This window comes from Paenibacillus phytohabitans, from assembly GCF_013141775.1.
GTDB classification, from domain to species: domain Bacteria; phylum Bacillota; class Bacilli; order Paenibacillales; family Paenibacillaceae; genus Paenibacillus_AQ; species Paenibacillus_AQ phytohabitans.
This window is the reverse complement of the sequence record NZ_WHOB01000012.1, coordinates 96,112-109,366: the sequence shown is the minus strand read 5'-3', so window position 1 is coordinate 109,366 and position 13,255 is coordinate 96,112. Positions and strand designations below refer to the sequence as shown.

Annotated in this window: 12 protein-coding genes; 1 reads left to right on the top strand and 11 read right to left on the bottom strand. The window is 50.2% G+C overall.

The window, feature by feature from the left end:
* The first annotated feature begins 529 nt into the window (after nt 1-529).
* Nucleotides 530-1,132: a hypothetical protein gene (locus tag GC101_RS00980; protein WP_171715738.1), complete on the top strand. Its 603-nt coding sequence runs from the start codon at nt 530-532 to the stop codon at nt 1,130-1,132.
* A 204-nt stretch (nt 1,133-1,336) separates the two neighbouring features.
* Here the strand turns inward: GC101_RS00980 and GC101_RS00975 are convergent, their stop codons facing one another.
* From GC101_RS00975 to GC101_RS00925, 11 genes are all read right to left on the bottom strand, one after another.
* On the bottom strand, nt 1,337-2,308 hold the full coding sequence (locus tag GC101_RS00975; RefSeq protein WP_171715737.1) for an aldo/keto reductase: 972 nt from the start codon (nt 2,306-2,308) through the stop codon (nt 1,337-1,339).
* A 16-nt stretch (nt 2,309-2,324) separates the two neighbouring features.
* A complete protein-coding gene (locus GC101_RS00970; protein ID WP_042137599.1) occupies nt 2,325-2,747 on the bottom strand; it encodes a MerR family transcriptional regulator in 423 nt (140 codons plus the stop codon).
* A 129-nt stretch (nt 2,748-2,876) separates the two neighbouring features.
* Complete coding sequence (locus GC101_RS00965; protein ID WP_171715736.1) at nt 2,877-3,440, bottom strand: GNAT family N-acetyltransferase; 564 nt, start codon at nt 3,438-3,440, stop codon at nt 2,877-2,879.
* Nucleotides 3,441-3,505: 65 nt separating this feature from the next.
* Nucleotides 3,506-3,958, bottom strand: coding sequence for a hypothetical protein (locus GC101_RS00960; protein ID WP_171715735.1), 453 nt, complete (start codon nt 3,956-3,958; stop codon nt 3,506-3,508).
* Between the two features lie 173 nt (nt 3,959-4,131).
* Entirely contained in the window at nt 4,132-6,090 is a 1,959-nt protein-coding gene (locus GC101_RS00955; RefSeq protein ID WP_171715734.1) for an ABC transporter permease, read from the bottom strand.
* A complete protein-coding gene (locus GC101_RS00950) occupies nt 6,080-6,847 on the bottom strand; it encodes an ABC transporter ATP-binding protein (protein ID WP_039291976.1) in 768 nt (255 codons plus the stop codon). Before GC101_RS00950 ends, GC101_RS00955 begins: the two co-directional genes overlap by 11 nt.
* 87 nt (nt 6,848-6,934) lie before the next feature.
* Nucleotides 6,935-7,966, bottom strand: coding sequence for an ATP-binding protein (locus GC101_RS36685; protein ID WP_171715733.1), 1,032 nt, complete (start codon nt 7,964-7,966; stop codon nt 6,935-6,937).
* A complete protein-coding gene (locus GC101_RS00940; protein ID WP_171715732.1) occupies nt 7,963-8,667 on the bottom strand; it encodes a response regulator transcription factor in 705 nt (234 codons plus the stop codon). The genes GC101_RS36685 and GC101_RS00940 overlap by 4 nt, the downstream gene beginning before the upstream one ends.
* 45 nt (nt 8,668-8,712) lie before the next feature.
* Entirely contained in the window at nt 8,713-8,961 is a 249-nt protein-coding gene (locus tag GC101_RS00935; protein ID WP_171715731.1) for a phosphopantetheine-binding protein, read from the bottom strand.
* Complete coding sequence (hemN, locus tag GC101_RS00930; RefSeq protein ID WP_171715730.1) at nt 8,958-10,328, bottom strand: oxygen-independent coproporphyrinogen III oxidase; 1,371 nt, start codon at nt 10,326-10,328, stop codon at nt 8,958-8,960. Before hemN ends, GC101_RS00935 begins: the two co-directional genes overlap by 4 nt.
* Complete coding sequence (locus GC101_RS00925) at nt 10,325-13,255, bottom strand: non-ribosomal peptide synthetase (protein ID WP_171715729.1); 2,931 nt, start codon at nt 13,253-13,255, stop codon at nt 10,325-10,327. The genes hemN and GC101_RS00925 overlap by 4 nt, the downstream gene beginning before the upstream one ends.

The window sequence follows — 13,255 nt, the reverse complement described above, 5'->3', positions numbered from 1 at the left end:
TTTCATTTAGTTAGTACCGTCATTCAAATATTGATAATGTTTATGACGCTCTTAATTAGGTTGTGCTTGATGGTCTGTAACTCGACCGCCTGAATCATCCCGTGAATTCTAGGTTATTCATAATAGTCTTAACTATAATTCTGAATCTGAGTATCCTAATTCGGGCTGATTTATTTAACTCTTGTCATATAGTTCTAAGTTAGTCCTGTTGCTAACCACATCTTCAATAAAATTCCCACCCCCGCCCTCATACCAATTAATTAACATATTATGTAATTTATATATCTACACTATTTCAGAATTATTTATAGAATTCATTACTCCACCTACATTACAAGACCTCCCACTCATTGGAGAAAGCGTTGCCGTCTGATTTTCCAGAAAAATATTGTCAAATCCTTAATAATCATGTCATTATAAGTAGGTTCGTATTATAAATAACATTAAAGGGAGTGTGTATTTGAGTCGGTTTAATCTAGTTCTCATCTTTGTTTTATCCATCATGATAGCTTTTCTCCTGGGGATCTATGTGGCCCCTAGCATTGACCCGCGTCTGAGCGGGCAGACTGTGGCAAGCAGTCCCATTGCGGCAGAAGTCCCGCCGAGCCCTACTGAGATCCCCTCTACTGCTGCAGTAGACGTCGCACCTGCACCTTCTCCTTCTCTGGAACCCGTTGTCTTGGAAGATATGCCATCGGACAATGATACGGGTACCATCGGTGATGACTCTGCCGGCTATGACGCTGAGGAGCTACCGGCAGACGTCCCATCTGGAGAAGGCGTTGGAGAGCCCATTGATTTCAAGTACAGCATGAACTCAGCCGATGCTGTTAAGCTTACCTGGGAAGCCTACAATCTAACCGGAAAGACGATCAATTATTACACCGCACATATCAGCACGTATAATCCGGTAGGCGATCCTTCTTATGATCAGCTGAGCGGTGAAAGCAGCTTTCTCGTTAAATACGTGGGGCCGGTTGAGCCTGATGAAACTTTATTTATTTATAGTGACTTTACATACCAGAACACACTGGACCGGATTATCATTGACCAGCTTACTCTTCAATATGATGACGGTACTATAGAAACCTTCGACTATGGTTACGAAACCACCGAAGAACGCAGCTTTTAATCGGAAGACTCAATTGGCGCGCAACGTCAATGGGTTCTATCCGATTTCTGTCAGGCTCGTCCAGAAGTCCAGAAGCCTGAAGCAATTTTGATTCGATCTGTAAAACGAGAAAACGAGCGTTCCTGGCTGCCTACCTCCTAAAACAATATCCAATTGCAAAAGGTCCACGGAGCCCGTGGACCTTTTGCTTTTTCTGATTATCGTCTAGCCGTCGAGCAGCGTCATCTGATCTTTCATATAACGCGTGCCGTGAACGACATTCTTGGGGCTGACCTGATCGATTCGTTCGAGGTCCTCCTTCATGAGAAGGATATCAGCCGCGGCCGCATTTTCCTCCAGGTACTTGATACGCTTCGTACCCGGGATAGGCAGCGCCCCGTTGGCCATCGTCCAGGCAATGGCCAATTGGGATGGTGTACAGTTCTTCTCCATCGCGATTTCTTTAATCTTGTCGACAACCTCAATGTTCTTCCGGAAGTTGTCTCCTTGGAACCGCGGCATCCATCTGCGAAGATCGCCTGCGGCAAGATCCTCGAAAGTGCGAAGCTCTCCGGAGATAAAGCCCCTGCTCAGTGGACTGTAGGCCACATGGGTAATCCCCAGCTCTCTTACGGTAGGGAGTATCTCCTCTTCGATGTCACGGCTCCAGAGCGAATACTCACTCTCTAGCACAGAGATCGGATAGACGGCATGAGCGCGACGAATGGTTGAAGCGGAAGCCTCGGACAGGCCTAGCGCCCGAACTTTGCCTGCCTTGACCAAGTCTGCCATCGCTCCGACCGTCTCCTCTATCGGGATTTGCGGATCGACGCGGTGTTGGTAGTATAGATCAATGTAATCCGTATTCAAACGGCGAAGACTATCCTCCACTACCTTCTTAACGTAATCAGGATGGCCGCTGATGCTCTCGTAATTTGGGGTGTACGAGAACTTGGTGGCGATAATGGCTTGCTCGCGGCGCCCTTGAAGTGCACGGCCGAGCAGCTTTTCGTTATGCCCGTTCCCGTACACGTCCGCGGTATCGAACATCGTGACGCCAATGTCCAAAGCGCGATGGATCGTTTGGATCGACTGTTCATCGTTAGTCTCCCCGTATATGCCTGGAGACATTCCCATAATTCCCAGTCCGATCGAAGAGACGGGGATATTGCTATTGCCCAGAATTCTTTGCTGCATTTGTTAATCCCTCCTTCTATGTTTGTTGTCGCTCTGACTCTTCCATCTTGATTAACAGTTGGCTCTCGGAAGGGATTCTCCCTTTCTCGATGTCTTCGTATATCGACAGTTTGTTATTGACGGCGTCGAGCGCTTCGGCCAATTCGTTCTGGCGGCGAAATAAATCTTCCTTGTAATGGTTCAAGATCGCTTTGCGCTGTGGAATCGTGGAATCACCACCCAGTGCAAGATTCACCATCTCCTTCAGCAACGACAGCTTCATCCCAGTCGCCCGGAAACATGTCATCAACCGGATCCAATCTAGGTGATCTTGTTCGAACAGTCGATTCCCGTTCTTATCTCTCTTAATGTAAGGGAGCAATCCCTCCTTCTCATAAAAACGAATCGTATGAGCCGGGCAACCAAGCCGCTCTGAAGCTTCTTTGATCGTGAATGCCATGGGCCGGATCGCTCCTTATCGGTTATTTTCATACGGAATCGGCTGGTTCTTCCTCATCCTAAACCTTAAAGTACACTTTAAGGCAAGCGTTATTTTGGGAGAATAAACTGCCGATTGGTTGTTAGATTCTTATGTTTCCGGATTTTCCTTCACAGGATTAAGTATCCCGTAATAAACAAGATCCTCATAAGAATTATTCTTGTAAATATGATCTTTCAGCGTCCCTTCATAGCTCATTCCGCACTTTTGCATGATTTTACCTGATGCCGGATTAGATGCGAAATGACGTGCGTATACCCGGTGGTAATTCTTTTCGGTGAAAACAAATTCAATAACTGCCCGGGCTGCTTCGGTTCCATAACCTTGACCCCAATGGGCTTCCCCGATCCAATAAGCGATCTCACCGTTATGATATGGCTGATGGTTGGAAATACCGACTGCTCCATACAATTTGCCTGTGTTCCTATCTGTGATTGCGAATTCATACATCTTGTCCAGGTCAAAGTTCTGCTCATGATTGGCCATCCAGGACACAGCGCATTCTAGTGGATACGGATACGGCAAGGTCAATGTACTCCGGTAGATATTGTAATTGTTACAGTAGTCTCTAACTTCCTCCGCATCCGCTGGTTTGAATAGGCGCAGAAGTAATCTGTCCGTTTCAAGGGTCCGGTCTGTCCGGTTATTGTTCATCTGATTTCTCCTTCTCTCTATGTCATATAATGAACACCTATGTAATTCTTGGATCTTGGAACCCCTCAATCAACATAACTATTCTCAAAAATATCCATAAAGGCGGTCACCAGTTGCGATTGCGCTAATGTATCCGCATCTTCCGTCTCCGTCAGTTGCCATCCGTATGTACCATATTGCTGATAGTTCTCCATAGACAATGGACGCAGCTCAAACTCTTTGCGGATAGCTTCAATACCAGCAGCATAATCAATCTTCATCCGGGCGAACGCCTGTTCCGGGTCTTTAAAAACTGCATAACCTTTGCGATCTGCCCCAACGTGATATGCCGGATCATTTCCCCACTGCGTAATGTCTACAGAACCTTTGATTCCCTGAGCACCAATCACATACTCTCTAACATACGTATTCTTGTTACCGGACGGAGAATGGTTCGAATACACCCACAGTGCGGCCAATATCACGAATGACAGCAACGCCAAACAACCCATAACCTTAGATTTATTCATAGATTTCATGAGGCTCATCCTTTCCTTAGATGGATGCAACAAAAAAGCGGATGCACCAGGACCGGGAAACCAGCCATTGACTGCCGCTTTTGGGAGGAATAAATCAAAAGATCCACATCATTTAAACAGGCCAAGAATCAGAGACGATTCCCAGCCTGCCTTGTTGCCAGCTATACTAAACCTTATGCCGCACGGGTCAGCTTACGGACAACCTCCTGGCTGTACTTGCGCTTGGTGATGAAGTAAAAGCTGAGCTGGAATACGAAATAGATCGCGACCACAATCGTTGTGTTCTTCATGAATTCGCCAATGATGTCGGACCCGCTCATGACGTGGGTGATTAGATAGATGAAGCAGTAGCCGAAGATGCTGCCCAGCAGCAGCGGAACAAAGAAGGTAATGAGCAGCTCTGCCGATACTACCGACCTTATCTCCTTATCACTGATGCCAATCTTATACAGCTTGCGGAAAAAGACAGTGGCGTTCCCGATTTCGGTATATTGCTTGAAATACAGCACCATGCCGCCTGCTACAAAGAACAATACACCGATCAGCGAGGTGACGAACACGAAGAGTGAATAGTTCTTCTTCAGCTCCTTGAAGGCATCCACTTTGGAGGCTACCGCAAACATTTGCCCGCTTCCATCCTTATCCGTAGCATTCAGCGTATCCTTGAGCTTCTGGACAACCCCTTCTGTCCCTTTCCAGGCTGTAAAATCAATTCCGTAGTGGGTACCCATTGCATTCGGGCTTACCTTGGACTCCATATTCTTGTAATCCTCATTGCTCACTACGATCCCGGAGCTTGTCGGATAAGAGCTCGCTGTAGCAAACCAATCCCCGTGATAGGATGATTTCACCTTGTAATTGAAGGTTTGCGTGCCATCCGTGAATTGAATCGCCTCCCCTTCGCCAATGCCATGGGTGCCCGGCTCCCAGGCCGTAACAATATTAAGAACTTCACCGGCGCCAACCGTTACCTTCTCCCCGGTCAGAGAGTTGTACATGTCCTGCGACACAATCGGCTTCGTCTTCAGGACATCGTATTTATCTCCTTCCAGATTCATTTTGAGGTTCAGGAAGCTGGTTTCCTGGATCGACTTCAGCGGCTCGGAGGACTGCTTCAGCACCTGCTCCAATTGTCCGCTCTCCAGCACATGCACGCCGGCTACCGAGATATACTCGATATCATACTTATTTCGTTCCGCGATGCTCTCCGACAGCTGCAGCAGCGAGAATGGCGAAGCAACAAGAAAGATAGTCATCCCGCTGAGAATGCTCAGAATGAACATAATCCGCTTGTTCTGATTGAATTTATGATTGATTTCGGTGATGGACAGGATATGCCGGTAATAGAACTTCTTATTCTTCAGGAAGCTGATCAATGTGTTCCCAAGATGGGAGATGACCATGTAAATCCCGATGAAGCTAAGCAGGATATAGGTAATAATCATAAAAGGATTCGTATTCAGACTTTCGTGATTGGAGATAACCACCAGGAAAATAATCGAGGCTACAACCAGCCCCACACCGACCAGCCCAAGACGGGTGTCACTTTTCTTCGCCTGGTTATCCTGCTTGCGGGAATCCTTCATCAGGTCTGCGATGTCCAGCTTACCAACCTTGACACTTGAAATCAATTGTGAGGCGGCAAAAATCACGGTAAATACAACCGCAGTGACGATGAAGCTTGCCGTACTGAGTGAGTAGGATACCCCTTGCAGATCCAGCAGATCAATCGCCACATTCTGGAACAGCCGTGAAAAGATCGCGCCCGTGATAATCCCGGCAATGAGCGAGGAGACACTGATAATCAGATTCTCCAGCAGGATGATCTTCTGCAGATCGTTCTTGTGCATCCCGAGCGACATAAAGATGGCGAATTCCTTGCTTCTCGACTTGATGAACGAGGAATGTGCATAGTTGATGAAGAACACCGAGAACAGGGTCAGTGCAGCCAGACTCAGCATTAGCACAATCTGGATCACATCCTCTGTCGCCCCTTCCCGGATGCTGTTATTGAACAGCAAGGCGGCATAGAGGAAAAAGATCGTAATCGCAAAGGCGCTGCAAATGAAATAGGAGAAGAAATTCCGCACATTGCGTTTGAAGTTCTTAATCGTGACATCTCTAAAGGTCATTTCGTTCCCCTCCGATGATCGCCAGGCAGTCGAGGATTTGATCAAAAAACTCCTTGCGGACCCCGCTGCTGACAATCTCCATGCTGATGGCACCGTCCTTGATAAAGATGATCTTTTTGCAGAAGCTCGCGGCGAAGGCGTCATGAGTCACCATCAGGATGGTGCTCTCCCGTTCCTGGTTCATCTTCTCGATACATTTCATCACTGCATTGGAGGACTTGGAATCCAGGTTGCCTGTAGGCTCATCGGCGAAAATAATATCTGGATCATTCACAAGCGCCCGGCTGACCGCCACCCGCTGCTGCTGGCCGCCCGATATGTTGTAGGGATACTTGCCGGCGATTTCCTCAATGCCCAGCAGCTTCATAATCTCTTCACTTTTGGCTTCCATTTGCGCTTTGTCCCGCTTGTCAAGGATCATGGGCAGCATGACGTTCTCCTTCAGTGTCAGACTGTCCATCAGATTGAATTCCTGGAAGACAAAGCCGAGATGCTGTCTGCGGAAGAGCGCCATTTCATTCTTATCCAGGGAGGTGATATTCTTGCCCCCGATAAAAACCTCGCCGTAGCTCGGCTTACCGATGCCGCTCAGGATATTCAGCAATGTGGTTTTGCCGCTGCCCGAGGGGCCCATGATGCCGATAAACTCCCCCTTCTCTACGTTAAAGCTGACGGAATCCAGTGCCACTGTGGAATTCTCACCGTTCTGCACACCATAAACCTTCTTAACCTCTTTGACTTCCAGTACTACGCTCACAGTTTCATCTCCCGTTAGTCATATATTTATCCTCAATTACAGCTTATAGCTTCATTGTAGTAGACACTGGATTCCATATCCATCCATTTACCTTACGTTATCTTTCATTTTTGAAAGGTAAGAAATCTGCACCTCTGTGCCTTGATTGACTTCCGAGGTAATCGTGAGGCGGTGGCCCAGCTTCCGGGCTATTTCTGAGCAGACATAGAGGCCGATGCCTGTCGCCTGGTGATGGGTACGTCCGTTTTTTCCGGTGAAAAAGGGCTGGAAGACCCGCTGCAAATCCACCGGCTCAATGCCGATCCCCTCATCCCGGACGGACAATACCACCTTGTCGCCACACTGCTCAATGCGGAAGTGGATGGATTTCGCCGCTTCGCCCGAGTCAGAGTATTTAATTGCATTGGAGATGATCTGATCCAGCATCGCCGTATTCCATTTGCTGTCCGTCATGACCATGATACGCTCGTCCTCACATTCGATCACCGGGTAGACATTATTATAGATATATTGATTCCGCTTGCTGTTAATCAGGCTTCTGAGTGATTCCAGCAGGTTGATAGGCTCCGGATTATAGTCACGGGTGAAATACTCCAGGCGGAAGAACTTCAGCATCTGGTTCAGCATGCTAAGGATTTTATCCTTCTCTTCCTCAATATGCTGCAGGGCCAGGGCATGACCGGTGGGATTCATTTTGTAGTTCTGCAGAATGAGGTCGATGACTGACAAGGGCGTTTTGAGATTATGTATCCACTGCGAGATGAACTTATGGGTGTTGTCGGCCTGGGCTTTGACCTCATAGATCTGGTCCTGATAGCTATGGTGTATCCGGTGAATGAGCTGAATGACGGCTTGCTGCTCGTACGAATAGCCCTTCTCCTCAATCTCGATATTCTCGGATAACCGCTGTATTTCCCGGTGGGTGGAGACGTATTTGATCAAGCGGAAGCACATAAATATGATAAATACATAAAAATAGATGCTAAGCAGGTACATGAGCTGGATATTGCTGCTGATAAAGAAATTGCAGTATACGCTCACCAGGATATGACTTAAAAAATAGACAAGGGTGAACGACAGATGATCACGCATGAAACCCCGAAACAGCTTAATGCTCACTGGCGGGTCCCTCCGATCATAGCCGAATCAAAAATGTAACCCACGCCTCTTTTGACTTTGATTACATCCTGAAAGCCGAGACTGGCCAGCTTGCTTTTGACCCGGGTGACATTAACCGTCAGCGTATTATCCACGACGAAATGCACATCATCCCACAGTTCTCCCAGCAGTTCTTCCCTGGTGACAATGGTATCCTTATTCTCCATCAGCTTCTTCAGCAGCTTGTATTCATTCTTGCTGAGCTCCTCTACGGCTCCCTTGCAGGAAATGCTGAAATTGCGGTCATCCAGATGAATCGGCAACTGCTCTTTCTCCGGCTCCGGCTTACCCGCATATTCCCCGTAATTCCGGCGCATAATCGCCATAATCTTCGCCAGCAGCACTTGAATATTCAGCGGCTTCACGATATAATCGTCCGCCCCCAGCTCCATGCTGAGCACCTGGCTGGATTCCTCATCCCTTGCAGAGATCACAATAATCGGCACCGTAGTTTTCCTTCTGAATACCCGGCAATAGTAGAATCCGTCATAATAAGGCAAATTCAGGTCAAGCAGCACAAGCTGCGGCGCTTCCTGCTCGAAGATCTTCTCCACCTGCAGGAAATCCGCAACCTCCACCACTTCATAGCTGTATTTGCGCAGGATATCGGTCATCAGGGTTCTGATTTTGATATCATCCTCGACGATCATGATCTTGAACAATTGGCTCACCTCTTAGCAGCCCTGGCAGTCCTGAGACAATCGCTGTTATGAAGCCTCCGCCAGCTTGTTATCGATAAACCCGATAATTGTAGCAATGCTCGCGAAGTGTTCATGAATCAGTTCCTCGGGCAGAATAATAAGCTTGAATTCCTGCTCCAATCTGGCAACCAGATCCAGGAGACCCAGGGAGGTCAGCAATCTGGACTCGAAAATATCGGTGTCCAGGTGCAGCTCCCCTGCCGGAATACGGGTCAAACCCGCTACGATCATTGTAACTTGTTCTGTGATTTTCATATACTATTTTCTCCATTCCTGGTGGATTTGTAGTAGGGATCAAAAACATGGGCAATGGCCCGGATAAAGTACGTACCGGTAGGGGTTACTGTAATTCGCGGAGAGTCCACACCCAGCAGCAGGCCATCCTTCTCCATGCCTCTAAGCACGCTTAGCTCCTCCTGAAAGTAAGAGTCGAAATCGATACCAAAGCACTCCTGGAGCATTTGCTTGTCAATAGGGTTACCGCCCAGCAGCTGCTTCAGAATAACATCCTCACGAATGGCATCCTCCCCGGACAAAAGATGGGTCTTCCCGGTCTCAATAGGGAATCTGCCCGAATCAAGCGCGGAGCAATAACGATCCATCGCCGGGACATTCTTATAATAGAGTCTGCCAATCTTACTGACTGCCGACTTGCCCAGACCCAGCAGATGCTGGCTGCTTCTTTCGGAGGAGCCCATGAAATCACGAACCACATGCGTTCCGGGATGCTTCTCCCGCCCGTTGTTGCGGATAAAGGTATCACTGCCCATCTCGGTGTAGTCCGTGGATAAATACTGGCGGGCCAGCTCGAACAGGCGGGACACCATATAATTGTTGGGCAGGCTGAGATGCGGGATTTTGCGCTGCAGCGGGTAGATGGCCGGGTAATGGGCATAGGGAAAAGCCACGATTTTATCGGGGGCAATCCGTACGATCTCCTGCAAGGTACGCTCGAATTCCCCGAGTCCCTGAAAGGGCAGGCCATAGCATAAATCCACATTGACGGTGAAGCCCATGCTCCGGGCAAGTCCGATAATCTCCCGTGTATCCTCAAGATCGCATTCCCGGTGAATCGCATTCAGTACCCGGGCATCAAAGTCCTGAATGCCAAAGCTGATATAGTTAAACCCCAGTGTCTTCAGCAGCCGGAGCTTGCCTTCGGTAACAATCTGCTTGTCCGGGTAAGCCTCCAGCTTTATTCTGGCGTTGTCTTCAAAATCCACGTACCGGGCAATAATTCCGTACAGCCGTTCGATCTGCCGTTCATTCAAATATGCCGGGGTCCCGCCGCCCCAGTGCAGATTACCGGATTTCAGCTTCCGGGAACGGCCGGAGAGCTTGAGTGCCAGCTCCTGCTCCAGCGCATCGATATATTGATCCTTGTCTTCATCCTTGCCGCTCAGCACCCGGTCACAGCAGCAGTAATAGCAGATCGACTTGCAGAACGGAACATGCACATAAACCTGTGCTTCTTCGATTTCCTTAAGCTCCTGAGCTATAGCAGATTCATCCGCAGGCTGGCGCCAGTGGCTGTCCACCGGATAGCTTAAATACATGGGAAGGTTATATTCGTTGTACTTTTGCGATAAATAATGCAGCTGATTCTGAATGGTCTGATTCATTGCCAAGCTCCCTCCTTGCCCCGGCTTGCCGGGCGGTACATCATCTCCATGACTTCCTGCTCCTTGTGTACAATGTCTTCCAGTAAGCGGCCATGTACAGTTCTCCAAGTGTCCGGCAGCGCAATGCCTTTGCTGCACCTGATCAGGTCACTGCGGATGTCCATCCATGCACCGGTAATTTCTCCGAGCCTCGCTGCAGCTGCTTGCCGTTCGGTAAGAAGACGCTCCAGCCGGTACTTTTCAGCCCGCTTAGAATCAATGATGGCGTTCAGGCCAGCGATCTGGCGGTTGACGTGCTGCTCTGTATAACTCCAGTGCTGTGAAGTATAGTGATCTTTGAAGGCGGACAACGCCTGCAGGCTCTGCGTAATGTCGTCCCGCTGAGTGCGGTACAGGCAATTAAGTCTATTAACATCTGGCAGCAGTTCATAGGTGTACGGCTGCTGGAAGCGCGGGAATTCCATCAGGGTGTACGTCTGCGCAGATGACATTAGATGCTGGCGGTACCCCTGATAACTGTTCAGCAGATCCGCTGCTGCCAGGGTCCGTTCCCTGTAGTTCAGCGCATCCTTATGGCTGTGCTCCAGCACTATAAACTGATCCTGCGCCTCACTATAACCGTAGACCAGCAGTGTATGGGCAAGATGTTTCTTCATATAAGCGTCTCTACGGGCCGGTTCATAGAAGCTGTCCACCCATAGAATGAACAGGCTTTGCCGGGCCAGTCCAGCGGTAAGCCTCTCCTTCAGCCCGTTCCCGCCCTGCGGGGACTCATACCGGACCGTAAGGTGCAGCTGCTCCAGAATAGCTTCCGGGGGCGCGGATTCCATGCAGGCCGCAGAGAGGTACGGCTCTGCCTGTGCAGAATCAAGAGTATACACAAACATATCGCTGCTCAGAAACGTGTTGATATTCCGGCCAAAGACATTCACTACAGGAAATAGTGAGTTATATAGGCAGCTTTTGTAATAGAGATCGTTAAACGGCTGCGGCTGTGTGAAGGGCCGGGGTTCCACGGGTTCCGGGAAACTTCTTGCCGGGAGGCTGGAGGCAGCTGCGACTTCCCCGCAGTGAACCTGAACCGGCGGGATACAGGCTGCACTTACCCGCGGAGTAACTCCCGCTTCCACAAGCCCGGCCTGCGCCCTAATGGTAGAGGCGCTCAGCAGCTCTTCGTAAGAAAGGGGGATGCCCCTGCGGGCAAGCTCACTCTGCAGCGTAACCGCCTCAATCGAGCTTCCGCCAATTTCAAAGAAGTCATGGTCCAGTCCGATGGGTTCAAGCTCCAGGACAGCCCCCCATGCCTGGCAAATGGACTGCTGCAACGGAGTGGTGCAGGGAGTGAATTCACTATCCGTAAGCATGTTATGCAGAGAAACCTCAGGCAGCTGCTTTTTGTCCACCTTGCCGTTGGCATTCAGCGGGAAGTGCTCCAGAAGGACGAACACGGACGGGAGCATATAAGCAGGCAGGCGTGCAGCCAGGTACATCTTAAGTGCAGCGCCGGAGACGGCTTGCGCGGCAGTCAGATAGGCACAGAGGTATTTATCCCCTGAACTGTGGCTCCTGGCCATAACGGCAACATCCCGGATGCCCGGATATTCCAGCAGCATCTTCTCCACTTCCTTGGTCTCGATGCGGAAGCCGCGGATCTTGACCTGATCATCGCGGCGGCCGAGGAACTCGATGGTTCCGTCCTCCCGCATCCGGCCCAGGTCGCCTGTCCTGTACATCCGGTCTGCCTCAGATTCGCGGAAGGGGTCCGGCATGAAGGCTTGTGCCGTCTTCACCGGGTCCTTGATGTAGCCGCGCGCTACCCCGATACCGCCGATATACAGCTCACCTGTCTCTCCCGCCGCAACCGGCTGCAGGTCATCGTCAAGAATGTACCAATAATTCTGTTCAACCGGTATCCCGTAGGGAATGCTTGTCCAGTCCTCCCGGACCTCCGTAACCGGATAATAGATGGACCAGACCGCAGCCTCTGTAGCACCGCCGAGAGCGGTCAGCTTCGCCCGGGGGAAGTAACGCGAGTAGTTCCGCGCCAGCTCCAGGGGAACCCAGTCTCCGCTCAGGAAGATGTGCCTCAACTCCAATTGGGCGAAATCAGGGATATACTCCGCCAAGTGCCGGACCAGATAATGCAGCGTGGTCGGAACGGAATTCCAGAAGGTGATCCTCTGCTCCAGCAGCAGCTGTGTTAAGCTGTCCGGATCGGTGATCTGCGGCTCCGGACACAGGACGATAGTGCCTCCGGCGGCCAGCAGGCCGAAGATATCATACACAGATAGATCAAAACACACCGAGGTTACGAACAAGCCTCTATCACGACTGCCCATATCCAGCTCGCGGTTCACCCAGGAGATTAAATTCACGGCGGAACGGTGCTCGATCATTACGCCTTTGGGCGTGCCGGTAGAGCCGGAGGTGTACATGATATAGGCCAAAGCACTGCCGTCAATGGAGAGATCCGGGTTGTCTGACGGATAGCCTGCTGATGAGGAAGCAGCGGTTGCGCCAGCTTCAGCAGACCCCAGGCGGATCTGAACCGGCACATTGAGCGGTTCATCGTCTTCACAGATAGCAGCAGAAGCCCCGGAATGCTGCAGAATATAGTTTTTGCGGCTGGCCGGATAGCCGGGATCCACCGGGACGTAGGCAGCGCCGCTTTTTAACACGGCAAGCAGGGCCATGACCAGATTCATATTGCGCTTCACACTTACGCCTACATGATCATTCGGTCGAACGCCCCGGGCAATCAGCTCATGTGCCAGGCAATTGGCACGCCGGTTCAGCTCCTGGTAGCTTATTGACTCTCCGGCAAAAACGATGGCCGGATGCTCCGGCTGCAGCACTGCCCGGGCTTCGAACCCTTCGTGCAGCGTGGCAGCAGCAGATATGGACAGCTTGGAATGGGAGTCGGCCAA